At 70.5% G+C, this 23017-nt stretch carries 22 protein-coding genes; 7 read left to right on the top strand and 15 right to left on the bottom strand.

Going from position 1 to position 23017, the window contains the following annotated elements:
• Positions 1-187 precede the first annotated feature (187 nt).
• From BM041_RS10405 to holA, 4 genes are all read left to right on the top strand, one after another.
• Positions 188-721, top strand: coding sequence for a DUF3576 domain-containing protein (locus tag BM041_RS10405; RefSeq protein WP_245762022.1), 534 nt, complete (start codon positions 188-190; stop codon positions 719-721).
• 119 nt (positions 722-840) lie between these two features.
• A complete protein-coding gene (leuS, locus tag BM041_RS10400; RefSeq protein WP_092959114.1) occupies positions 841-3489 on the top strand; it encodes a leucine--tRNA ligase in 2649 nt (882 codons plus the stop codon).
• Positions 3482-4153 carry an LPS assembly lipoprotein LptE gene (lptE, locus tag BM041_RS10395; protein WP_175533859.1) on the top strand — a complete coding sequence of 224 codons (672 nt, stop codon included), beginning with the start codon at positions 3482-3484 and terminating at the stop codon, positions 4151-4153. The genes leuS and lptE overlap by 8 nt, the downstream gene beginning before the upstream one ends.
• Before the next feature lie 18 nt (positions 4154-4171).
• On the top strand, positions 4172-5185 hold the full coding sequence (gene holA / locus BM041_RS10390) for a DNA polymerase III subunit delta (RefSeq protein ID WP_092959110.1): 1014 nt from the start codon (positions 4172-4174) through the stop codon (positions 5183-5185).
• Between the two features lie 16 nt (positions 5186-5201).
• Here the strand turns inward: holA and BM041_RS10385 are convergent, their stop codons facing one another.
• Genes BM041_RS10385 through BM041_RS10360 form a run of 6 tightly spaced genes read right to left on the bottom strand, consistent with a single transcriptional unit; the run spans position 5202 to position 11135 of the window.
• Entirely contained in the window at positions 5202-6059 is an 858-nt protein-coding gene (locus BM041_RS10385; protein ID WP_092959108.1) for a ParB/RepB/Spo0J family partition protein, read from the bottom strand.
• Positions 6056-6865, bottom strand: a complete 810-nt coding sequence (locus BM041_RS10380) for a ParA family protein (RefSeq protein ID WP_092959106.1) — start codon at positions 6863-6865, stop codon at positions 6056-6058. The genes BM041_RS10385 and BM041_RS10380 overlap by 4 nt, the downstream gene beginning before the upstream one ends.
• Positions 6846-7484 carry a 16S rRNA (guanine(527)-N(7))-methyltransferase RsmG gene (gene rsmG, locus BM041_RS10375; protein WP_245762021.1) on the bottom strand — a complete coding sequence of 213 codons (639 nt, stop codon included), beginning with the start codon at positions 7482-7484 and terminating at the stop codon, positions 6846-6848. The genes BM041_RS10380 and rsmG overlap by 20 nt, the downstream gene beginning before the upstream one ends.
• Before the next feature lie 11 nt (positions 7485-7495).
• A complete protein-coding gene (mnmG, locus tag BM041_RS10370) occupies positions 7496-9370 on the bottom strand; it encodes a tRNA uridine-5-carboxymethylaminomethyl(34) synthesis enzyme MnmG (protein ID WP_456303959.1) in 1875 nt (624 codons plus the stop codon).
• 19 nt (positions 9371-9389) lie between these two features.
• Positions 9390-10709, bottom strand: coding sequence for a tRNA uridine-5-carboxymethylaminomethyl(34) synthesis GTPase MnmE (mnmE, locus tag BM041_RS10365; protein ID WP_092959786.1), 1320 nt, complete (start codon positions 10707-10709; stop codon positions 9390-9392).
• A 48-nt stretch (positions 10710-10757) separates the two neighbouring features.
• Positions 10758-11135 carry a (2Fe-2S) ferredoxin domain-containing protein gene (locus tag BM041_RS10360; protein ID WP_456303958.1) on the bottom strand — a complete coding sequence of 126 codons (378 nt, stop codon included), beginning with the start codon at positions 11133-11135 and terminating at the stop codon, positions 10758-10760.
• A 105-nt stretch (positions 11136-11240) separates the two neighbouring features.
• Between BM041_RS10360 and BM041_RS10355 the strand changes: the two genes are divergently transcribed.
• Positions 11241-11750 carry a methylated-DNA--[protein]-cysteine S-methyltransferase gene (locus tag BM041_RS10355; RefSeq protein ID WP_092959104.1) on the top strand — a complete coding sequence of 170 codons (510 nt, stop codon included), beginning with the start codon at positions 11241-11243 and terminating at the stop codon, positions 11748-11750.
• Entirely contained in the window at positions 11747-12718 is a 972-nt protein-coding gene (locus BM041_RS10350; protein ID WP_092959102.1) for a quinone oxidoreductase family protein, read from the top strand. The genes BM041_RS10355 and BM041_RS10350 overlap by 4 nt, the downstream gene beginning before the upstream one ends.
• A 67-nt stretch (positions 12719-12785) precedes the next feature.
• Here BM041_RS10350 and BM041_RS10345 read toward each other — a convergent pair whose 3' ends face one another.
• Positions 12786-13532, bottom strand: a complete 747-nt coding sequence (locus tag BM041_RS10345) for a GNAT family N-acetyltransferase (protein ID WP_245762020.1) — start codon at positions 13530-13532, stop codon at positions 12786-12788.
• Between the two features lie 14 nt (positions 13533-13546).
• Complete coding sequence (locus tag BM041_RS10340) at positions 13547-14140, bottom strand: HD domain-containing protein (RefSeq protein ID WP_092959098.1); 594 nt, start codon at positions 14138-14140, stop codon at positions 13547-13549.
• A gap of 141 nt (positions 14141-14281) precedes the next feature.
• Here BM041_RS10340 and BM041_RS10335 point away from each other — a divergent pair, with 141 nt between their 5' ends.
• Complete coding sequence (locus tag BM041_RS10335) at positions 14282-14635, top strand: hypothetical protein (RefSeq protein ID WP_092959096.1); 354 nt, start codon at positions 14282-14284, stop codon at positions 14633-14635.
• A gap of 43 nt (positions 14636-14678) precedes the next feature.
• On the opposite strand, the gene rho is transcribed toward BM041_RS10335, so the two are convergent.
• The 7 genes from rho to BM041_RS10300 form a co-directional block, all read right to left on the bottom strand.
• Positions 14679-15953, bottom strand: coding sequence for a transcription termination factor Rho (gene rho / locus BM041_RS10330; RefSeq protein ID WP_092959094.1), 1275 nt, complete (start codon positions 15951-15953; stop codon positions 14679-14681).
• 278 nt (positions 15954-16231) lie between these two features.
• A complete protein-coding gene (locus BM041_RS10325) occupies positions 16232-18085 on the bottom strand; it encodes an ABC transporter ATP-binding protein/permease (protein ID WP_092959092.1) in 1854 nt (617 codons plus the stop codon).
• Positions 18086-18165: 80 nt separating this feature from the next.
• Complete coding sequence (gene hemJ / locus BM041_RS10320; protein WP_092959090.1) at positions 18166-18618, bottom strand: protoporphyrinogen oxidase HemJ; 453 nt, start codon at positions 18616-18618, stop codon at positions 18166-18168.
• On the bottom strand, positions 18615-19568 hold the full coding sequence (locus BM041_RS10315) for a tripartite tricarboxylate transporter substrate binding protein (protein WP_092959088.1): 954 nt from the start codon (positions 19566-19568) through the stop codon (positions 18615-18617). The genes hemJ and BM041_RS10315 overlap by 4 nt, the downstream gene beginning before the upstream one ends.
• Before the next feature lie 67 nt (positions 19569-19635).
• The gene (locus tag BM041_RS10310; RefSeq protein ID WP_092959086.1) at positions 19636-20325 is read right to left on the bottom strand and encodes an HAD family hydrolase; all 690 of its coding nucleotides are present in this window, start codon (positions 20323-20325) and stop codon (positions 19636-19638) included.
• Positions 20322-21458 (bottom strand): ferrochelatase, encoded by a 1137-nt coding sequence (gene hemH, locus BM041_RS10305; protein ID WP_092959084.1) that lies wholly within the window; start codon positions 21456-21458, stop codon positions 20322-20324. The genes BM041_RS10310 and hemH overlap by 4 nt, the downstream gene beginning before the upstream one ends.
• A 111-nt stretch (positions 21459-21569) precedes the next feature.
• Positions 21570-22733: a beta-glucosidase gene (locus tag BM041_RS10300; RefSeq protein ID WP_217648677.1), complete on the bottom strand. Its 1164-nt coding sequence runs from the start codon at positions 22731-22733 to the stop codon at positions 21570-21572.
• Positions 22734-23017 lie beyond the last annotated feature (284 nt).

The following is a 23017-nucleotide window of genomic DNA, read 5'->3' as shown; positions in this document are numbered from 1 at the left end:
CAAAGGGGGCGGCGGGGAAACCCGCCGCCCTATCTTGTTTTACACAGTGTTTCACGCAGGTGCCGTTTTCAGCCCGGCACCGGGAGGCCAGTTTTCCTCCGGCGACAAAGCGGCTAGGAAGCAGGCCGGGGCGCCCTGGCGCCCCCGATCGCTCGGGATGGGAATCATGCGGCGGCTCAGGAAAGTCTTGTCGATCGGCCTCGTCGCCAGCGTCCTCGCGGGGTGTTCCACCCTGTCCGAGAACATGCGCGTGCCCGGCCTCGACGAATACAATGACGACAGCAAGCGATCCCGCGTTCGCGGCCGGCTGACAGGTGAGGACGGCATCCTGCTTTTCGGGAATGACCGCAACAGCGGCGGCCAGCGCGGCGGCGGGGCCAGCGAACAGAGCGGCATCGGCGTCAACGCCTATCTCTGGCGCGCCTCGCTGGACACGCTGTCCTTCATGCCGCTCGCCTCGGCCGACCCCTTCGGCGGCGTGCTGATCACCGATTGGTATTCGCCCCCCGGCACCACCGGCGAACGCTTCCGCGCCACGGCCTATATCCTCGGCCGGCAGCTGCGGTCCGACGGCGTGCGGATCGCGATCTTCCGCCAGGAACTGCGCGGCAATGCCTGGGTGGATGTGCCCGTCTCCGCCGGCACGGCGTCCGAGCTTGAGGACCAGGTGCTGAACCGGGCGCGCGAATTGCGTTCCCAGGCGACCGCCGCCTCCCGCTGAACGGCCGGGGCCTGGGTGCCCTGGCCTTCCCTTCAGCTCTTCCCGGCCCCGCGCCCTTTCCAGCGGGGCGCGGGGGTTCTATGCCTGCGGCTCCCAGCAGACCGACGCAGCGCAACACGATGAACGACATCACCCCGCCACCCCCCGCGCGCCATGATTTCGCGGCCGCCGAGCCCCGCTGGCAGGCGGAATGGGATTCGCGCGGCGTCTTCGCCGTGCCCGACGTGCCGCCCGCGGATGCCCGCAAATACTACGTGCTGGAGATGTTCCCGTACCCGTCGGGCAAGATCCATATGGGGCACGTGCGGAACTACACGCTGGGCGACGTGGTGGCGCGCTACAAGCGCGCCCGCGGGCACCTGGTGATGCACCCCATGGGGTGGGACGCCTTCGGCCTGCCGGCGGAGAATGCGGCGCGGGAGCGTGGCATCCATCCGGGCCAGTGGACCTACGCCAACATCGCCAACATGCGCGCCGAGCTGAAGCGCATGGGCCTGTCGCTGGACTGGTCCCGCGAATTTGCGACCTGCGACGTCGCCTATTACGGCCAGCAGCAGAAGCTGTTTCTCGACTTCTGGAAGGCCGGGCTGGTCGAGCGCAAGGAAAGCTGGGTGAACTGGGACCCGGTGGACAATACCGTCCTGGCCAATGAACAGGTGATCGACGGCCGCGGCTGGCGGTCCGGCGCGCTGGTCGAGAAGAAGAAGCTCAGCCAGTGGTTCCTGAGCATCACGAAATACGCGCCGGACCTGCTGGAGGCGCTGGGCGGCCTTGATCGCTGGCCCGAGCGCGTGAAGCTGATGCAGTCCAACTGGATCGGCCGCAGTGAGGGCGCGCGCGTCCGCTTCAAGCTGGCGGCGCCGGTGGAGGGGACCGAGGAGGTCGAGGTCTTCACGACGCGCCCGGACACGCTGTTCGGCATGTCCTTCCTGGCCGTCGCGGCGGAACATCCGCTGGCGGCGGCTGCCGCGGCAGCCAATCCGGCCGCGGCCGAGTTCGTCGCGGAATGCCGGCGCATGGGCACCAGCGAAGCGGCGATCGAGCAGGCGGAAAAGCGCGGCTTCGACAGCGGCTTCCGCGTGAAGCACCCCTTCAACGGCCGCGAATACCCGGTCTGGATCGCGAATTTCGTGCTGATGGAATACGGCACCGGCGCCATCTTCGGCTGCCCGGCGCATGACCAGCGGGACCTGGATTTCGCCCGGAAATACGCGCTCTCCGTCACCCCCGTGGTGCTCCCGGCCGGCGGCGATGCCGCCAGCTTCGCGGTCGGCGACATCGCCTATACCGATGACGGCACCATCTACAATTCGGACTTCCTGGACGGGCTGGCGGTGCCGGCGGCCAAGCGGGCGGTGATCGAGCGGCTGGAAGGCCTCGGCACCGGGAATGGCGTGGTGAACTGGCGGCTGCGGGATTGGGGTGTCTCCCGCCAGCGCTACTGGGGCTGCCCGATCCCGGTCATCCATTGCGACGATTGCGGCGCGCAGCCCGTACCGCAGGACCAGCTTCCGGTCGTGCTGCCGGATGACGTCGATTTCTCGAAGCCCGGCAACCCGCTGGACCACCACCCCAGCTGGAAGCACGTCAACTGCCCGTCCTGCGGCAAGGCGGCGCGGCGGGAGACCGATACCTGCGACACCTTCGTCGACAGCTCCTGGTATTTTGCCCGCTTCTGCAGCCCGGGTGCGGAAGCGCCGGTGACGCGGGAGGCGGTCAATGCCTGGCTGCCGGTGGACCAGTATATCGGCGGCATCGAGCACGCGATCCTGCACCTGCTCTACAGCCGCTTCTTCACCCGGGCGATGCAGGCCACGGGGCATCTGGGCGTGGCGGAGCCCTTCGCCGGGCTCTTCACCCAGGGGATGGTCCAGCACGAAAGCTACAAGGGCGCCGATGGCCGCTGGCTGTATCCGGAGGAGGTGGAATTCGGCACCGCCGCCGATGGCAGCCGCACGGCGACGGTGAAGGGCACGAATGAGGCCGTGACCATCGGCCGCATCGAGGCGATGTCCAAGTCCAAGCGCAACACCATCGACCCCGGCGCGATCATCGCGAAATACGGGGCCGATACGGCGCGCTGGTTCATCCTGGCGGACAACCCGCCGGAGCGGGACATGGAATGGACGGAATCCGGCGTCGCCGGCGCCTTCCGCTTCACCCAGCGCCTGTACCGCCTGGCCAGCAACGCGCTTGCCTCCAACACCCTGGCCGCCCTGCCGCCTGCCGGCACGCCGGGGGGGGAGGCGCCAGGGGGGGCCACGGGGGCCGCCCGCAAGCTGCGCCAGGCCACGCATCGGACCATCGCCGCCGTGACGGAGGCGCTGGAGAGCTTCGCCTTCAACGTCGCGGTCGCCCGTATCCATGAATTCGCCAACGCGATCGGAGAGGCGGAAGCCCATGCGAGCGCCGAGGGCATGGGTGCCGCGCGGCGTGAGGCGCTGGAAATGCTGGCACGCCTCTCCGCGCCCATGATGCCCCATCTGGCGGAGGAATTGTTCAGCCTCCTGGACCCGGGCAGCGACAGCCTGGTGGCGCAGATGCCCTGGCCTGACGCCGACCCCGCGCTGCTGAAGGCGGAGACGGTGACGCTGGCGGTGCAGGTCCTGGGCAAGCTCCGCGCGACGATCGAGGTCGCGGCCGGTGCCTCCGAGGCGGAGATTTTCGCCCTGGCCGAGGCGGAGGAGAACGTGCAGCGTGCCTTTGCTGGCAAGCCGGTCAGGAAGCGCATCCATGTCCCCGGACGGGTCGTCAACTTCGTTGTCTGAGGACGCCGCCCTTCTCGCGCGGCGTGGCGTCCTGCTGGGCGCGGCGGGGCTGCTCGCGGGGTGCGGGTTCCGGCCGCTCTATGGCAGCAATGGCGCGGCGGCGGTCGCGGCGGGTGAACCCTCGGTGCGGGAGCAGCTGCTCTCCATCCGGGTGGCGCCGATCGGTGAGCGCTTCGGCCAGCTGATGCGGCGCGGCCTGCTCCTGCGGCTGGGCACTGGCATCGGTGGCGCGCGGCAGCCAGCCTATGAACTGCGCGTCGGCCCTGGCGTGGCGGCCGAGGGTGTTGGCGTGCAGATTGACGGCGCGGCGACCCGGGTACGCTACATCGCGACGGCGAATTGGGTGCTGGTGCGCCTGGGCCCGCCGCCCGAAGGCATCATGTCCGGCCAGGAACGGTCGATCGAGGCCTACAACATCCCGGCCAACCAATTCTTCGCCGCCGACAGCAGCCGGGAGGCTGCCGAGCAGCGCCTGGCGGCGACGCTGGCGGACCAGATCGTGACGCGCATCGCCGCGGAATTCCGCCGGCGTGCGGAAGGTCATGTCGGGGAGGCGGTCAGCATGCCGGTCATCCCGCCGGCGTCGCCCGGTGACGCCCTGCCGCCGGGGCTGTCCGACCCGGCATCGCCGGGCGTGCTGGGGCTGCCGCCGGGCTCCCGCTGATGCCCGGCTGATCGGCGCATGGCGAAGATCGATGCGCGGCGCGCGCAGGCGGTGCTGGCCGATCCCGGCGGGATGCGCGCCGTGCTGCTGTTCGGCGAGGATGCGGGGCTGGTGCGGGAAAGGGCCGAGTCGCTGGTACGCAGCGTGCTCGGCGGCGCCATGGACGACCCTTTCCGCCTGGCTGACCTGACGCGGGAGGAAGCGGCCCGGGCTGGCGTGCTGGCTGGTGAGGCCGCCGCGCTGGCGATGACGGGCGGGCGCAGGGTGGTCCGCCTGCGGGACGCGACGGATGCCCATGCGAACGCGCTGAAGGACATGCTGGCGACCCGTGGCGAGGCGCTGGTGGTGATGGAGGCGGGCGAGTTGACCGCCCGGTCCAAGCTGCGGGTCCTGGCCGAGGCCGCGCCGGATGTCGCCGCCATCCCCTGCTACCGCGAGAGGGACGAGGCGCTGTCCGGCACCATCGCCCGGCTGCTGCGGGAGCAGGGCGTGCAGGCGGAACCTGCTGCCGTCACCTGGCTCTCGGGGCGGCTGGGGGAGGACCGGATGATGCTCCGCCGGGCGGTGGAGGTGCTGGCGCTCTATGTCGGCCAGGGCGGCAAGGTCGATGAGGAAGCGGCCATGGCCTGTGTGGCGGAGGGCGCGGCGATGGATCTGGACGAGGCCCTGATGGCGGCGACCGGTGGCGATGCCGTGGCGGCCGACCGGGCGTTGGACGCGGCCTTCGCGGAAGGCGCCAACCCCGTGATGGTGGTGCGCGCCACGCTGCGGCACATGCAGCGGCTGCACGAGGCCGCGGTGGCGGGCGGCGATTCCGGCGTGCTGCGGCCGCCGGTCTTCTTCCGTCACAAGCCTGCCTTCGACCGGGCGCTGCGCAACTGGCCGGTGGCGGCGCTGGAAGCGCAGGGCGCGGCCCTGCTGGAAGCGGAAAAGCGCACCAAGACGACGGCCTTTCGCGAATCGGACCTGGCCATCGCCCGCGCCGCGATCGCGGCCATCGCTCGCCAAGCCGCCGGCTTCAACCGGCGCTGAGGCCCGGCGGAGGGGATCAGCCGCCCGACAGCAGGCGGACGATGCCGTCGAGCTGGTCGAGGTCCTTGTAGCGGATCGTCACCTCGCCCCCCTTGCCCTGGTGTTTCACGAGCACCTGCAGGCCGAGCTTTTCCGTGAGATCCCGCTCCAGCGCGCGCGTCTCCCGGTCCTCCGCCTTCTCCCGCGGGCCCAGCGGGCGCGGCCGGGCGGCGACCAGGGCCTCGGTCTGGCGGACATTCAGGCCGCGCACCACGACCTGGGCGGCGAGCTTCACCGGGTCCGGCGCGCCGATCAGCGCGCGGGCATGGCCGGCGGAAAGGCTGCCCTGGCGCACGAGGTCCCGCACCTGCTGCGGCAGGCCGAGCAGGCGGAGCGTATTGGCGACGTGGCTGCGGCTTTTGCCGACGGATTGGCCGAGGCTTTCCTGCGTCAGGCCGAATTCCTCGACCAGCCGCTTGTAGCCCTCTGCCTCCTCAACCGCGTTCAGATCCTGGCGCTGCAAATTCTCCACCAGCCCGGCGGCCATGGCTTCGCGGTCACCGAGGTCGCGGATGACGACAGGGACTTCGTGCAGCTGTGCCACCTGCGCCGCACGCCAGCGGCGTTCGCCGCCCACGATCTCATAGGCGCCGGGATGGTTGGGCTTGGGGCGGACGAGGATCGGCTGGAGGATGCCGTGTTCCCGGATGGAGGTGGCGAGTTCCTCCAGGCTGGTGCTGTCCATCACGCCGCGGGGCTGGAAGGGGCCTGGCTCCAGCGCCTCGATCGGGACCTGGCGCAGGGCCTCGCCGGGCGCGGGCATCGGCGCATCGGGGATGAGGGCCGAGAGGCCGCGGCCCAGGCGGGAGGTCGGCTTGCGTGTCGTGCTGCTCATGGACGGCTCCGCGCCCGCTCCCGCTTCAGGAATTCCGCGCCGAGCTTGACGTAGGCCTGCGCGCCGGGGGAGCGGAAATCGTAGAGCAGGACGGGCAGGCCATGGGAAGGGGCCTCGCTGACGCGGACATTGCGGGGGATCACCGTCTCGAACACCTTGTCCTTGAAGAAACCGCGGACATCGCTGGCGACGAGTTCCGAGAGGTTGTTGCGGCGGTCCGCCATGGTCAGCACGATACCCTCCAGCGTCAGCCGGCTGTTGAGCGCGCGGCGGACGCGGTCGATGGTCCGCGTGATCTGGCTGATGCCTTCCAGCGCGAAGAATTCCGTCTGCAGCGGCACCAGCACGCCATCCGCCGCGACCAGGGCGTTGAGGGTGATGAGGCCGAGGGAGGGCGGGCAGTCCAGGAAGATGTAGTCGTAGGTGGCGAGCGTCTCCGCCGCCTCGGCGAAGCACTGCGCGAGGCGGCGCTCCCGCGCCTCCAGCCCCACGAGTTCGATCTCGGCACCGGCGAGGTCGGGGTCGGCCGGCAGGATGGTCAGGTTCCGCACCGGGGTCGGCCGCAGTAATTCGCCGAGCGGACGCCCTTCGACCAGCAGGGCATAGGTGCCGGCGGACCGATCCTGGCGGCCGATGCCGAGGCCGGTCGAGGCATTCCCCTGGGGATCGAGATCCAGCAGCGCCACCTTGTGGTCGGTGGCGAGGACGCTGGCGAGGTTGATCGCCGTCGTCGTCTTGCCGACGCCGCCCTTCTGGTTGGCGAAGGCCAGGATGCGGGGGCGGTGGTCAGGCTTCCGGGCTGGCATGTCGGATATCGCTCAGGCGGAAGATGGTGGCCTCGGGGTCGGTCTGGCTGGCGAAGCGTTCCACCTGGCAGGTCCATGCCGGCCGCGTCGCGGCGAGTTCAAGGTCCGCCGTGCGGCCCTTGGGGAAGATGGCGATGCCACCCGGCGCCAGCAGCCTCGCGGCATGGGGCAGCAGGCGGTCCAGCGGCGCCAGGGCACGCGCGGTGATGAGGTCGAGCGGCGGCAGGATGGCGTCCTCGATACGGGTCGGATGGACCTTTACGCGCTTCAGGTCGAGTCGCGCCGCCGCTTCCGTCAGGAAGGCGGCCTTGCGCCGATCCGATTCCACCAGATGCGTCGGCCGGCCGGTGGCGATGGCGAGCACCAGCCCGGGCAGGCCGGCACCGGCGCCAAGGTCGGCCATCGGGCCATCGCCTGGCGGAACCAGGGCGGCGAGTTGCAGGCAATCCCGGATATGGCGCTGGCGCAGCGTCTCGGCTGGCGCATCCGCTACCAGATTGATGCGGCTGTTCCAGCGGATCAGCAGGTCGAGGTAGGCGTCGAGCATCGCCTGCTGCGCCGCATCGGGCGGCGCGCAGTCGGGAAGGCGCGACAGGGTCGGCGGGGGCGGCTGTTTCACGTGAAACACCCCTATACCGCCTGGGCGGCCATCCGTCGAAGATGGACCGCGAGGGCGGCGATGGCGGCAGGCGTCACGCCCGGAACGCGACCGGCACTGCCGAGGCTGTCCGGCCGCGCGCGCAGCAACCGCTGCTGCATCTCCGTCGAGAGACCCGGGATAGCCTTGAAGTCGATGCCATCCGGAATGGTCAGCCGATCCTCACGCGCCAGCAGGCGGCGCTCTGCCTCCTGCTTGCGGAGGTAGGGGGCGTAGAAGGCCTCGGCCTCCACCTGGATGGCAATGGCGGGCGGCAGGGCGGCGAGCCAGGGGAAGGCGCTGGCGGCCATGGCGGCGGTGATGTCCGGCAGGGCCAGGACCTCCAGCACCGTGCGGCGGCGGCCATCCTGGCGGATCGGAATGCCGGCGGCGGCCAGGGCGTAGGGGGTGGCGAGATCCTCCGCCGCGCGGGCCAGGGCGGCGGCGACATCGGCGGCGAAGGTGGCATGGCGCGCGGCACGTTCGGCGCCGACACAGCCCCAGGCGATGCCGCGATCCGTCAGGCGCAGCCCGGCATTGTCGGCGCGCAGGCTGAGGCGGTGCTCCGAACGTGCGGTCAGCATCCGGTAGGGCTCGGTGACGCCCTGCGTCACCAGGTCATCCACCAGCACACCGATATACGCTTCTCCCCGCCCGAGAACCCGGTCGGGGGCCACGCCCTCGGCCCGTCGGGCGGCGTTCAGGCCGGCCATCAGCCCCTGTGCCGCCGCCTCCTCATACCCCGTCGTGCCGTTGATCTGGCCCGCCAGGAACAGGCCTGGCGTGGTTCGGACCTCAAGCGTCCGGTGCAGGGCGCGCGGGTCGACATGGTCGTATTCGATCGCGTAGCCGGGGCGGAGGATGCGGGCGTGTTCCAGCCCGGGGATGGAGGCGATGATCGCCGCCTGGACGCTTTCCGGCAGGCTGGTGGAGATGCCGTTGGGATAGACGGTGTCGTCATCCAGCCCCTCCGGCTCCAGGAAGATCTGGTGGCGCTCCCGGTCCGCGAAGCGGACGATCTTGTCCTCGATGGAAGGGCAGTAGCGCGGGCCGACGCCCTGGATCTGGCCGGAATAGACGGCGGAGCGATGCAGATTCTCCCGGATCACCGCATGGGTGGCGGCGCCGGTCCAGGTGATGCGGCACATCACCTGCGGGTTCGTGATCCGGTCCGTCAGCCAGGACATCGGCTCCGGCGGGTCATCGCCGGGCTGGGGCTCCAGGGCCTCCCAGTCGATCGTTCGGCCATCGAGCCGCGGCGGCGTGCCGGTCTTCAGGCGCGCGAGGGGCAGGCCGAGGCGGTCCAGCGTCCGGGCGAGGCCGATGGAGGGCGCCTCCCCGACGCGGCCTGCCGGGAAGCGCTGCTCGCCCAGATGGATCTCGCCGCGCAGGAAGGTGCCGGTCGTGATGACGACGGCGCCGCAGCGGATGCGGGTGCCGCTGGCGGTGATGATGGCGGCGACGGCGCCTGCCCCGTCCAGCTCCAGATCCTCGGCGGCCTCGCCCAGCAGCGTGAGCCCCGGGATCGCGGCGAGGAGGTTCTGCATGGCGGCGCGGTAGAGCTTGCGGTCCGCCTGGATGCGCGGGCCGCGCACGGCCGGGCCCTTGCTGCGGTTCAGCACCTTGGCGTGGATGGCGGCTGCATCGGCCGCGCGGGCGATCAGCCCATCCAGCGCATCGATCTCCCGCACCAAATGGCCCTTCCCGATGCCCCCGATGGCGGGGTTGCAGGACATCTCGCCCACGGTCTCGATCCGGTGGGTGAGCAGAAGGGTGCGGGCGCCGCAGCGGGCGGCGGCGGCCGCGGCCTCGCAGCCGGCATGCCCACCACCCACCACCACCACGTCATAGGTCGTTGTCGCCATCATGCGGCGGGGTATAGGGCCACTACTTGCCGATGCAGAAGTCGCGGAAGATGGAATCGAGAATCCGTTCCACATCCACCCGCCCGGTCACGCGGCCCAACGCCAGCAGTGCTGCTCGGTAGCCCTCCGCCGCCAGTTCCGGCAGGGGTGCGGCCCGGGCCAGACCCAACTGCTCCACCGCCTCCGCCAGGGCCGAGCGGTGGCGTGACCGCGTCAAGGCGGGGGCATCGCCGAGCCCTGCATGACGCGCCGCCTCCCGCGTGAGAGCCTGGCGCAGCGCGTCCAGCCCCTCCCCTGTCCGCGCACTGGTCGGGATCACGCGGCCTGGCGCGTCGAGGGCTGGCGGTGCCGCGAGGTCGCATTTCGTGGCGACGATGATCGCGCCGGGCGCCTGCCGGAACTGCGCCAGGGTTTCCGCATCCGGCGTTGTATCAGCGGCAAAGGCAGTGATGAGGATATCGGCTTCCTCCGCCCGTCGCAGGGCACGCCTGACGCCTTCCTGCTCGATGGCATCGGTGCTGGCGCGCAGCCCCGCCGTATCGGCGATCACCGCCGGCACGCCGCCCAGGACCATCCGGCATTCCACGATGTCCCGCGTCGTCCCTGCGATCGGGGAGACGATGGCCGCATCCCGGCCCGCCAGCGCGTTCAGCAGGGATGACTTGCCGGCGTTGGGCGCGCCGAGGATGGCGATGGACAGGCCCTCCCGCAGCCTTTCCCCGCGCCGCCCGTCATCCAGATGGGCGCTGATCTCCCGGGCCAGCGCGGCGGCCGCCTCCCTCGCCCGATCGGCGACATCGGTTGGCAGGTCATCCATCTCGAACTCGATGGCGGCTTCCTGCTGCGCCAGGATGCGTGTCAGGCGCTCCGTCCAGCCGCCATAAAGCCTGGCCAGCGCGCCATCGGCCTGCCGGAGTGCCTGGCGCCGCTGCGCCGTGGTTTCCGCGGCGATGAGGTCGGCGATCGCCTCCGCCTGGGTCAGGTCCATGCGCCCGTGCAGGAAAGCGCGCCGCGTGAATTCGCCAGGCTCGGCCGGCCGGCAGCCGAGCCGCGACAAGGCGTCCGACACTGCTGTCACCACCGCATTCCCGCCATGCAGATGCAACTCCGCCGCATCCTCCCCGGTGTAGCTGCCGGGGCCGGGAAACCAGAGGACCAGGGCCTGGTCGAGCACTTCCGCAGTATCGGGGTCGTGCAGGCGGCGAAGGCTTGCCCGGCGCGCCGCCGGCAATGTCCCGCCGAGCCGGGCGACCGCTGCCGCCGTCCCCGGGCCGGAGAGCCGCAATACCGCCACGGCCGCCTGGCCCGCGCCCGAGGCCCGCGCAAAGATGGTATCCGTCAGCACCGGTCCGGCCTGGGCGGGTGTTTCACGTGAAACAGGACGGGCGTGTCAGCCCTTCGGCGCGACGTCATGTTCCGTCAGCATCAGGCGGCGCACCCGGCCGCCCTGTCGCAGATGCGCCGTCAGGATCTCGTCCACATCCTCCCGCGTCTTCGGGGCGTACCAGATGCCCTCGGGGTAGATCACCAGCGTCGGTCCGAACTCGCAGCGGTCGAGGCAGCCGGCCTGGTTGACCCGCACACCCTTCAGGCCAAGCTCCTTGGCCCGCACCTTCATGTAGTCGCGCAGCGCCTCGCTGCCCTGGGCCGCGCAGGAACCGCGCTTGTGGCCGTCCGGCCGGCGGTTGCAGCAGATGAAGACGTGGGCAGTGAAATAGGGCGGCGGATCGGCCTCCGGCATCGCGGCGGCGACAGGCGCATCGGTCACAGGCAAACTCCCGGCAAGGGCGGCGGCTCGACCGATGTAGCGACCCCACCCCCGCTTGACGAGGGACCCGGGAATGTGGCGCATGGCGCGCCCTGGACGGATGCAATGCCCCAACTCTCCTGCCTGACCCCCGTTGGCGATGTGACCTTCTCGGAGGAGGACGGCGCTATCGTGGCCCTAGACTGGGGCCGCGGCCGCGACCAGGACCGCACACCCCTGCTGGTCGAAGCCGTCGCCCAGCTGCAGGACTATTTCGACGGCAAGCGCACGGCCTTCGACCTTCCCCTCGCGCCCTTCGGTTCCGCCTTCCAGCGTCGGGTCTGGGACGCGCTGCGCGCCATTCCCCCCGGCGAGACACGGTCCTATGGTGACCTCGCCCAGTCACTTGGTTCTTCCGCCCGCGCCGTCGGACAGGCGAATGGCGCCAACCCGATACCGATCGTCATCCCCTGTCATCGCGTGGTTGCCGCGGCCGGAAGGCTCGGCGGCTACTCCGGCGGTGACGGGGCCTCCACCAAGCGCGTGCTGCTCGATCTGGAGCGGCGCGCGACCGCCACCCCCCAAGGCCCCCAGGCCGAGCTCTTCCCCTCATCTCCAGGGACCACCCCCCGATGAACCATGCCATCCGCGTCCACGAATATGGCGGCCCCGAGAAGATGGTCTGGGAGGAAGTTCCCCTCCCCGCGCCCAAGGCCGGTGAAGCGCTGGTCCGCCACAAGGCCGTCGGCCTGAACTACATCGACGTCTATTTCCGCACGGGCCTCTACAAGGCGCCCGCCCTGCCGGCGACCATCGGCATGGAAGCCTCCGGCATCGTCGAGGCCGTCGGCGAGGGCGTCACCAACGTCGCCCCGGGCGACCGCGTGGCCTACGCCACCGCCCCGATCGGCGCCTATGCGGAGGCCCGCACCATCAAGGCCGACCGCCTCGTGAAGGTGCCGGAGGCGATCGGCTTCGACCAGGCCGCCGCCATGATGCTTCAGGGCATGACCGCGGGCTTCCTGCTGACCCGCACCTACAAGGTGCAGCCCGGCCAGACCATCCTGGTCCATGCGGCCGCCGGCGGCGTCGGCCTCATCATGACGCAATGGGCCAAGCATCTCGGCGCCACCGTCATCGGCTGCGTCAGCACGGAAGAGAAGGCCGAACTCTCCAAGGCCCATGGCGCGGACCATGTGGTGGTCGGGATCGAAGGCCTGCCCGCCAAGGTGAAGGAGATCACCGGCGGCGCCATGCTGCCCGTCGTCTTCGACAGCGTCGGCCGCGATACCTTCACGACCTCGCTCGACTGCCTGGCGCCCTACGGGATGATGGTGTCCTACGGCAACGCCTCCGGCCCCGTGACCACCGATATCGGCATCCTCGCGGCCAAGGGCTCGCTCTACCTGACGCGCCCCACACTCGCGACCTACACGTCCAAGCGTGAAGACCTGGAAGCGCATGCGGCGGCGCTGTTCGACGTCGTCGCCAAGGGCGCGGTGAAGATCCGGGTGAACCAGAGCTTCGCGCTGAAGGATGCGGCGGATGCGCATCGGGCGCTGGAAGCGCGGAAGACGACGGGCAGTACCGTTCTGCTGCCGTGAAGGGGATGCACGGGGGCGCTGCCCCCGTACCCCCGCCGGGGGCCGTGGCGGCCCCCGGACCCCGCCGTCAGTTCTTCAGGAAATAGACGTAGCGGTAGCGCTCGATCAGGCCGAGGCCGGCATTGAGCGTGAGTGACGCCTTGTTCGTGCAGGCGACCTGGGCATAGGCCCAACTGGCGCCCTGCGCGGCAGCCCAGGCGCCGGCGGCCGCCATCACCCGTTGGCCGAGGCCGCGGCGCCGGAACTCCGGACGGACCGAGAGGTCGAACAGGCCGGCCAAGGGACCATCGGCCGTCACGAAGGCCGTCGCGGCCGGTACGCCATCCTCATGCAACAGCACCCAGGCCGCCGGCACGGCCAGCAGATCGGCCATGCCTGCCTTCTCTGCCCGCCGTGCGGGCGACTGGTGCTCGGCCGTCGCTACCACCGCCATCCAGCGATCCTCCGGCCCGGACAGGATCTCGACCGCGGGATCGGACTTCGCGAAACCGGCCAGCGGCCCCGCAATCACCTGGCTCTCGTCATGGCGCCGGTAGCCCCGCGCCTCCAGCATCGGCACCATCCCCTCGGGGTCGAGCGGCGTGGAGCGGAAGCGGCAGACCTGGCCCATCCGGGCGTAGAAGGCCTCGATCCGCTCGATGCGCGTGGCAAGGTCCGCATCGGGCCGCGGGTCCATCGGGCAGGCTGCATTGGCCCGGCCGGTGCCGCCGAGGTAGCGGCGCACCACGAAGGGTCCATCGAAGATCAGCTTCGGCGCCGGCACCGCCGTCAGCGTCGCCTGTTCGACGGCGAAGACGCCGGGAAATTCACTCACACGCATGCCTGCTCTCACGCTTCCTGGGCCAGCCTTGCCACGGCGTCCCGGTAGGTCGCATCGAACAGCGCGTCCAGGGCCGGGTTCACCCCCCGCAGCCCGGCCGCCACCCGCCCGGCCCAGCCGATGTATTCCAGCCGCCTGGCATGGTCCCACCCCGCCGGCGGGCTGGCCGCGATGGCGCGGAGATTCGAGATCTTGTCCGCCAGCTTCAGCATCTTGGCCGCATCGGTCTTCTTCGAGGCGTGCTTCACCTGCAGCGCCTTCCGGACTTCCTTCGGCAGCGTCTTGTCATCCGTTGCCTCGGCGACGACGCCCGCGACCACTTCGCCGAACTCCATCACCAGGCGTTCATGCGTGATCGGCTCGGGGTCCTTGTCGCTGTCCTCGACCGTATCGTGCAGCAAGCCGGCCAGGATCGCTTCTTCCGGCGCGCCATGCGCGGCCAGGATGGCCGCAACCTCCAGCACATGGTTCACATAGGGTTCGGCGGATGCGCCCTTTCGCTTATGCGTGGCGTGCACGCGGGCGGCGAAGGTGGCGGCGCGCAGCACCCGTGCGGCGGGGGTCTCTGTCCGGGCCGTGTCGGGAATCGCGATGGTGTCCATGGGTGTCTCGGTGTCCTTCAGCGGGCATATTGCGCCATGCCGGGTCCCGCCGCATCCCGCATGCGGCAGGCCCGGCGGCTCCCTGGCTGGCCTGCGGGAGAGAATGGGATGCGGCGTCGATCCGGCAGGCTTGCGGCAGGCATGGCCGCGCTCCTGCTCTGCCTGCTGCCAGGCCCGGCCGCTGCCGGCGCCAGCCCGGTGACCCGGGCGGAGGAACAGCTCCGCTTCGCCGTGGCCGTGCTCTGCCCGCGCTGCGCCAATGATATCGAGGCCGAGGGCGTGAACCGCCCCATGCGCCGCGCCCTGATGGCGGCTGCGGCGCTGGAGGCTGCACGCGATGCGGTGCTGGTCGCCGTGGAGGCCGGCGGTCCGCGTCCCGCCGCCGCCCTGCGGCCCATCGGTCACGCGCTGCGGGCGCTGGAATCGGTGGATGAGGATGCCGCGGCCCGCCAGGCGCGGCGGGCCCTGCGCATGCTGCAATCGCTGCCGCGGTAGCGGGCGGGGCGACGGGGTGGAAGCCCGCGTCGCCTGCGATCCCTCAGGTATTCATCGCGTCGAAGAAGTCCTGGTTGGTCTTGCTGTACTTCAGCTTGTCCAGCAGGAACTCCATGGAATCCTGCGTGCCCATCGGGTTCAGGATCCGGCGCAGCACCCACATCTTCGAGAGTGTGCCGCGGTCCACCAGCAGTTCTTCCTTGCGGGTGCCGGACTTCGTGATGTCGATCGCCGGGAAGGTCCGCTTGTCCGACAGCTTGCGGTCGAGGATGAGCTCGCTGTTGCCGGTGCCCTTGAACTCTTCGAAGATCACCTCGTCCATGCGGCTGCCGGTATCGATCAGCGCGGTGGCGATGATGGTCAGCGAACCGCCTTCCTCGATGTTGCGCGCCGCGCCGAAGAAGCGTTTCGGCCGCTGCAGGGCGTTGGCGTCGACGCCGCCCGTCAGCACCTTGCCGGAGGACGGCACAACGGAGTTGTAGGCGCGGCCCAGGCGCGTGATGGAGTCCAGCAGGATGACGACATCCCGCTTGTGCTCCACCAGGCGCTTCGCCTTCTCCAGCACCATCTCCGTCACCTGCACGTGGCGCGTCGCCGGCTCGTCGAAGGTGGAGGCCACGACCTCCCCCCGCACGGTGCGGGCCATGTCCGTCACTTCCTCCGGCCGCTCATCGATCAGCAGCACGATGAGGAAGACGTCGGGGTGGTTGGCGGTGATGGATTTGGCGATGTTCTGCAGCATCACCGTCTTGCCGGTGCGCGGTGGTGCCACGATCAGCGCGCGCTGGCCCATGCCGATGGGCGCCACCAGGTCGATGACGCGGTGCGTGTAGTCCTTGGTCGGCCCCTTCGCCACCGCCTCGGCGTCCGGGTTTTCCATCTTCAGGCGCCGCGTCGGGTAGAGAGGCGTCAGATTGTCGAAGTTGATGCGGTGCCGCAGCGCCTCAGGCGGCTCGAAGTTGATCGTATCGACCTTGAGGAGGGCGAAGTACCGCTCCCCATCCTTCGGCGCGCGGATCTGGCCTTCCACCGTATCGCCGGTCCGCAGGCCGAAGCGCCGGACCTGGGCGGGGGAGACGTAGATGTCGTCCGGCCCCGGCAGGAAGTTCGCCTGGGGGCTGCGGAGGAACCCGAAGCCGTCGGGCAGGATCTCCAGCGTGCCATCGCCGTAGATGGCCTGCTCGTTCTCCGCCAGCGTCTTCAGGATCGCGAACATCATGTCCTGCTTGCGCAGGGATGAGGCGTTCTCGATCTGGAGCGACTCGGCGAAGCCAAGCAGATCGGCCGGTGACTTGGCCTTCAGTTCGGAAAGATGCATGGGCGGACGCGTCCCGCGGTAAGGGAGATCAGGCGACCCCTGGCAGAGGCGGAGCAGGCAGGCAGCGTGGCCGCGAGGCCGACATCACCGTGCCCTTTGCCCGCCGCGCGCCCCGTTCTCGGGCTTTGTCGCGGTGACCAGGGAGCTTGGGGAGGGAGGGACCGGCAGCGCCGCACCGACCGCCTGGAACCCGAACCGGGGAACCGCCAGGAAGAAGGGGGCAACGCACGACCGATTGCCGGAAGGCGATTCGACCCTAAGGAGGTGAACCGCCCCCGTCAACCAGCAGATGGAAGGCGACGCCGCACATTCAAGGGGTTTCGGCCCGCCGCTGAGATGCCATCCCACGCCCCGCCCCGCCGGAAGGCTTCGACGGGCCATAGGCTCGCCGCCGCCGCCACCGGCTCCAGCCGCGCCCCATCGGGGCCTGGCCGCAGCGCCAGCACGCGATCGTGATAACGGTCGAGCCCCGGCCGGTGGCCGATCGACAGCAGCGCCGCGCCGGCCAGCTCCGCCTCGAACAGCGCGAACATGGCGGCTTGGTTCGCCTCGTCGAGTGCGGAGGTCGCCTCGTCCATGAACACCCAGCGCGGGCGGTGCAGCAGCAGCCGTGCGAAGGCCAGGCGCTGCTGTTCGCCGAGCGAGAGCACCCTGTCCCAGCGCGCCACCTGGTCGAGCTGCGGCACCAGCGCTCCCAGCCGGCAGCGGCGCAGCGCCGCCGCAGCGTCCGCCTGGCCGAAGGTGTCCGGCGCGGCCGGATAGGCCAGCGCGGCGTGGAGGCTGCCGAGCGGCAAATAGGGGCGCTGCGGCATGAACAGCGTCGCGGTGCGATCCGGCACCGCGATGCGGCCCTGGCCCCAGGGCCAGATGCCGGCGATGGCGCGGAACAGCGTCGATTTCCCGCTGCCGCTCTCCCCGGTCACCAGCACGCGCTCCCCCGGCCGCAGGGTGATCTCGGCGTCCAGCACCAAAGCGCGGCCGCCGGCGGTGCCCAGGTTGAGGCCGGAGAGTCTCAGCGCCGGTCCCGGCGCGATGGCGATGCCAGGCTGCCCGGCCGCGCCATCGGCGGCCTCGCAGGCGCGTTCCAGTTCCACCACCCGCACCACATGGCCGCGCCAATCGGCCAGCCGCGGCCAGTTCTCCACGAACCAGGACAGCGCCCGCGTCACCTCCACGAAGGCCTGAGTCATCTGCATCAGCACGCCGAGCGTGATGGCGCCGGCGAAGAAGCGGGGCGCGCCCAGCAGCAGCGGCAGCACCCCCGCCACCGCCATGTAGCCCGCACCCAGCCACATCAGCTGCCGCTCGCTCCGCAGCAGCCGCAGCATCGCGCCCTCCACCCGGCCATAGGCACGGGCCAGGCCGCGTTCCTCATCCGCCGCGCCGCGGATCAGCGCGATCCCCTCCGCATGTTCCCGGATGCGCAGCAGCGCGAAGCGGTGGTCGGCTTCCGCCTGGTTGCGGTCGAGGTGGATGCGCGGCATCGCCCGCCCGACCCGCCACACCACCAGCGCGCCGAGCCCCGAATAGAGCGCTGCGGCGAGGAGCATGCTGCCCGGCACGCCGATCGTGGTGCCGCCGATCGTCACCGCCAGCGTGCCGGACAGGTGCCAGAGCAGCCCGGCGAAGCAGGCGAAGAGCGCCACGCTGTGCAGCAGCCCCAGCGCCAGGTCCACCGTCATGATGGTAGCCCAGCGGGTGTTCTCGCCGATCCGCTGGTCGGGATTGTCGACGCCCCCCTCCCCCATCTCCATCCGGTAGTGCCGGTGGTTGATCAGCATCGCGCCCTGCAGCTTCAGCACCAGCCAGCGCCGCCACAGGAAGCCCAGCACCTGCCGTGCGCAGAGCCGCCCGACCGCGACGGCCATGCTGAGCCCCGTCAGCGCCACGAACCAGCCGAGCTGCCCCTGGAAGGCCGCGGCATCGCGCTGATCCAGCGCGTCGAAGGCGTTCCGCTGCCAGTCGCTGAAGGCGTAGGACAGCGCGATCTGCAGCAGCGTCAGCGTCAGCGCCACCGCCGCGGCCGTCAGCCCCCAGGCCACCAGCGGCGCGTCGCCATACCAGCCTCGGGCCAGCCGCCAGGTTTCCCGCAGCGCGCCCTCCGCTGGCGCCCACTCGGTCTCCGCCGCCATGAAGGCCCCTCCCCCTGCAGGAGCCTAATTCGTATACAATAGATCGTGAGCAGGCAATCCTGACGTGAGGCTGCGGCGACTCAGAACGGCTTCGCGATCACCATGAACACGATGATGATCATGAGGACGGTTGGCACTTCGTTCAGCATCCGCCAGCCGCGTTCCGTTCGCGGCCGCTCGTCACGCTCGAAGGCCCGGCGTGCGCGCCCCAGATCCATGTGGAACCAGGTCATCGCCAGGACGGAGGCGAATTTCAGGTGCCACCACCCGGCTGTCCAATCGACCACCCCCGGCGTCAGCACCAGCAGAAGGCCGAACACCCAGGTGGCGATCATCGCCGGATTCATGATGGCCTTGAGCAGCCGGCGCTCCATCACCTTGAAGGTCTGGGATCGCACATCCTCCGGCGCCACCTGCATGTGGTAGATGAACAGCCGCGGCAGGTAGAACAGCCCCGCCATCCAGGCGATGACCGAGATGACGTGCAGCGACTTGATCCAGGGATAGGCTGGCGCCAGCAGGTCGATCGTCATCGGGTTCCCTCTCGCGCCAGGCCCAGGTCGCGCAGCACGGTGGCGTTCATCGCGCTTTCGGCCGCGAAGCGCTCGCGGAAGGCGGCGCCGTTGAGGTGCAGCGGGATGGCGTTCAGCCGCTCCGCCGCCGTCCGGAAGCTCTCGGCCCCCACCGCGCTGGCGCAGGCGCGTTCCAGCACCGCCGCCGCCGCATCCGGGATGCCGGCCGGTGCCAGGATGCCGCCATGGGAGCTGCCTTCCAGGGGCTGGCCGAGCTCCGCCAGCGTCGGCACCCCAGGCAGCCCTGCCAGCCTCTCCCGCGCCAGCACGCCCAGCACGGGCAGGCCGGTGGCGGCGGGGATGGAGCCGCTTTCGATGAACATGTGGATCTGCCCGCCGAGTGCCGCCTGCGCCATCGGCCCGGCGCCGGTGAAGGGCACGTGCAGCCCCTCGATCCCGTTCGCCTTCAGCAGGGCGGCGGTCAGGATGTGCTGGGTGCTGCCCTGGCCCGGGGAGCCGAAGATCAGCGCCTCCTTCTCCCGTCGCCCGAAGGCGACCATGCCGGCCAGGTCCGTGAAGGGTGCCTGCCGGCCCAGCACGACGACCTGCGGGTTGTCATAGACCAGGCAGAGAAAGCGGAAGCTGTCCATGCCGTAGCTCAGCGCCACCTGGTGGGGCTGGGCCGTGATGGGGTTGTTGGGGCTGAACAGCAGCGTCAGCCCATCCGGCCGGGCCCGTGCCGCTTCCGCCGCGCCGATCGTGCCCGCCGCGCCGCCGCGATTCTGCACCACTACCGTCTGGCCGAGCGCGCGGGACAGTTCCGGCTGCAATGCCCGCGCCATCAGATCCGTGTTGCCGCCCGGGGGATATCCCACGATCAGCGTGATGGGACGCGCGGGAAAATCCTGCGCCGCCGCCGTGCCGGCTGCCAGCGCCAGCAGCGCCGCGCCGATGAATCTCATGAACCGCATGTGCCGATCCTCCCCGCGCGAAGGCTATCAGCCCTCGGCAGACGGCGTCAGCCCTGCCCCATCAGGCCTACCCTGCCGGCTCCAGCCCCAGCAGCCCGGGCAGTTCCGCCATCCTGGTGAAGGTCTCGGCCCCCACGGCCTGCAGGGCGGCGGCCGGCGTGGGGTGCGCGAAGCCCAGCACCCGGCAGCCCGCGGCCCGGCCGGCCCGCGCGCCCGTCACGCTGTCCTCCACCACCACGCAATCATGCGGGTCCACCCCGCAGGCGGCGGCGGCGGCGCGATACATGTCCGGCGCCGGCTTCGGGTTCGGCACGTCGTTGTAGGTGAAGGACCGGCCGCGGAAGGTCTCCGCCAGGCCGAGCCCCGCCAGCTTGGTGTTGAGTTCGGGGCGGGAGGAGTTGCTGGCCACCGCCACCGGGATCCCCGCGGCGATGATGGTCTGCAGTGCCGCCAGCACGCCCGGCACCGGCACGACTTCCGAATGCAGTTCGTGCAGCACCCGGCGCACCACGCCCTGGATGAAGTCCGCCGGCACCGAATCCGGCCCCAGCCGCTGCTGAACCCGGGGCACGATCGCTTCCCAGGACAGGCCCATGAAATGCCGCTCGCACTGCTCGGCTGTCATCTCCCAGCCCAGCGCGCTGATCTCCTCGGCCATGATGCGGTTGTGCATCGCCTCGGTATCCGCCAGCACGCCGTCGCAATCGAACAGCACGGCGGCCGGGCGCTTCGCCAGGCCCGGGCCCGGGCGGGTCATGCGCGTTCCCGGGCGCGCTGCATCGCAGCGATCAGCGTCGCATGGGGGCAATCGCCATGCTGCTTCGGGCATTGCCGGGGGCCGGCGAAGGAACACAGGTTCCGCCCGCTGCCCCTGGCATGTCCGACCAGATCCGCCAGGGCAGCGATGAAGGCGGGGTCCGAATTCTGCGCCGGCGCCCGGTAGTAGCCGGGGACGCCGAGCTTCTCGGCCTCCTCCCGGTACTCCACATCCAGCTCGACCAGCGTCTCCGAATGCTCGGAGGTGAAGGCGATCGGCACCACCAGCACCGCCACCTTGTCATGCCCCGCCCGTTCCAGCTCATCCTCGGTCGAGGGGCCGATCCATTTCTGCGGCGTGACGCGGGACTGGAAGCAGACGACGTGGTCGAGGTCCGGCAGGTCCAGATGCGCCATCACGGAGGCGACGGTCTGTTCCACCTGCCACTGGTAGGGGTCGCCCGACTTCACGATGCTCTCCGGCAGCCCATGGGCGCTGAACAGCACGCGGAGCGGAATGGCGGGGTCCAGATCCGCCCGCGCCTTGTCCCAGGCGCCGCGCACCAGCGCCGCGGTGGCCTTGGCGAAGCCGGGGTGGGAGTGGAAGCAGCAGAGCGTGGTGGTCGGCACGTCGAGCTTCGCGCGCGCCGCGGCCCGCGCCCAGTCGATGGCGCTGCTGCCCGTGGTCGTGGTGGAGAACTGGGGATAGAGAGGCAGCAGCAGCACCTCGTCCGGCGCCCATTCCTTCACGGCCCGGGCGGTCTCGTCGCTCATCGGATGCCAGTAGCGCATGGCGACGAAGCACTTGGTCTCGGTCGTGCCGTCCCGGTCGGTCAGCAGCACCTCCAGCGCCGCCGCCTGCTCCTCCGTCAGTTCGCGCAAGGGCGACTTGCCGCCGAGGATGGCGTAGTTCTCGGTGGCCGGCTTGGTCCGCCGCCAGGCGATGATGCGGCCCAGCCAGGGGCGCACGAAGCCCGGCACGCGCAGGATGGCGGGATCGGTGAAAAGGTTCACCAGGAAGGGGCGGATGCTCTCCGGCGCGTCGGGGCCGCCGAGGTTGAACAGCACCACCGCCACGCGGCGACGCCCGCCGGTGGCGGTCGGGACGGGCAGGGAAGGGCTGGGAAGATCCATGGTGCGCGGGACATGCCACGTCGCGGCCCGGGGTCAAGGCCGCGCTTCGACCAGAAAGCGATGAAAGTGCGAAGGGGGGCGATTCCGGCCTGGAATCGCCCTGCCGGCGGATCAGCCGACCGCGCTGCGCGCGGCCTCCACCCCCTGCTCCCGGAACGTCGCCTGCAACCGGGCCAGCTCCGCCGCCAGCGGGCGGTGCACCTCCCGCCGTCCATGGCGGGGCGTCAGCTCGAACAGCCCGTTCGGGCAGTAGCGATCCTCATCCCATCCCATGTGGGAGATGACGGGATACAGGCAGACGCCATGCACCGGCAGCCCGGCCTGGCGGGCCGCCATCGTCTCCTCCGCCACGTAGCGCAGCCAGGGGGCGCGGGGCGCGCCCTCGATGCTCGTCTCCGCCACGAAGATGCCGCGCGGCGCGTAGCGGCGGGCGGTATCGGCCAGCAGGTCCCGGAAGGGGCGGAAGCGGGCGCTGTCGAAGACGCTCAGCGGTTCCGCGTGATGCAGCCACTGGTTGTTCCAGTAGTAGTTCACGCCGACGACATCCAGGATGTCCTCCGACCCGCCGAGCCCCGGTTCCTCCCGCCCGCATAGCATGTCCCAGGACTGCCACTGGCTGGCATTGTGGCGCGCGACCTCCTCGGCCTCCGCATCCTCCCGCGGCACGATGTTGATGACGGGGTCGACGGCGGCGAAGCGCGCGCCCGGCGTCGCATCCCGCACCGCCCTTGTGCCGGCGATGGCGGCGCGGGCCAGGTTGCGCTTCAAATCCATGCCGCGCCCGGTCTCATGCGGGGAACAGCGCGCCATGTCGCCGCCGGCGAAGGCCAGGAAGCTGATCTCGTTCACCGGGCAGACGAAGGGGGCGCGGCCCGTCTCCTCCCGGTGCAGCCGGGCGAAGGCGGCGGCGTAGCGGGCGAAGCGATCGACGAAGGCGGGGGAGAAGACGTCGAGGTCATCCGGCCAGCCGTAGTGGCAGAGGTCCCAGATCACCTGCGTGCCCGCCTGCTCGGCCGCGCGGATCAGCGGCAGGACCGCGGACCAGTCGTAATGGCCCGGGGAGGTCTCGACCAAATGCCAGCGCACCCCGTCCCGCGCCGCGCGGATGCCATGCTCGGCCAGCTGCGCGTAATCCTCCCGCGCCAGCAGGTCGTGGCGGGTGGCGGCGATCATGTCGAGCCGCCGGCGGGACATGTTGCGGTGGGTCGAGCATTCGAACCCGCCCAGGAAGAAGGACTGGAAGAGGGGCTGAAGCGGGGGCTGATGAGGGATCACGCGAAACTCCGTGGACGGGGAGGCGGACCTGGAAGGGCCTGAGGCGGTAACGCCCCGGCGGCGAAGGGTTCAGTGCCGTTGATCACGCAAGCGTGAGCCGACGTGATCGGTATTGGCTATTGTATGCAAAAATGTCCAGCGGATTTGTCAGCGCCCGGGGGCGGCGTGCCCCTCACGCTCGCCGCCAGGGATCGAAGTGGGGGGATGATACGGATGTTTGTTCGCAATGATGCGGATGATTTTTGCGAAAAGCGCCGCCATTAAATGAAAATTTGCGAAGTGTC

The organism is Falsiroseomonas stagni DSM 19981 (assembly GCF_900114315.1).
Taxonomy (GTDB): Bacteria; Pseudomonadota; Alphaproteobacteria; order Acetobacterales; family Acetobacteraceae; genus Falsiroseomonas; species Falsiroseomonas stagni.
The sequence above is the reverse complement of the archived record's forward strand: the minus strand, read 5'-3'. Positions and strand labels throughout refer to the sequence as shown.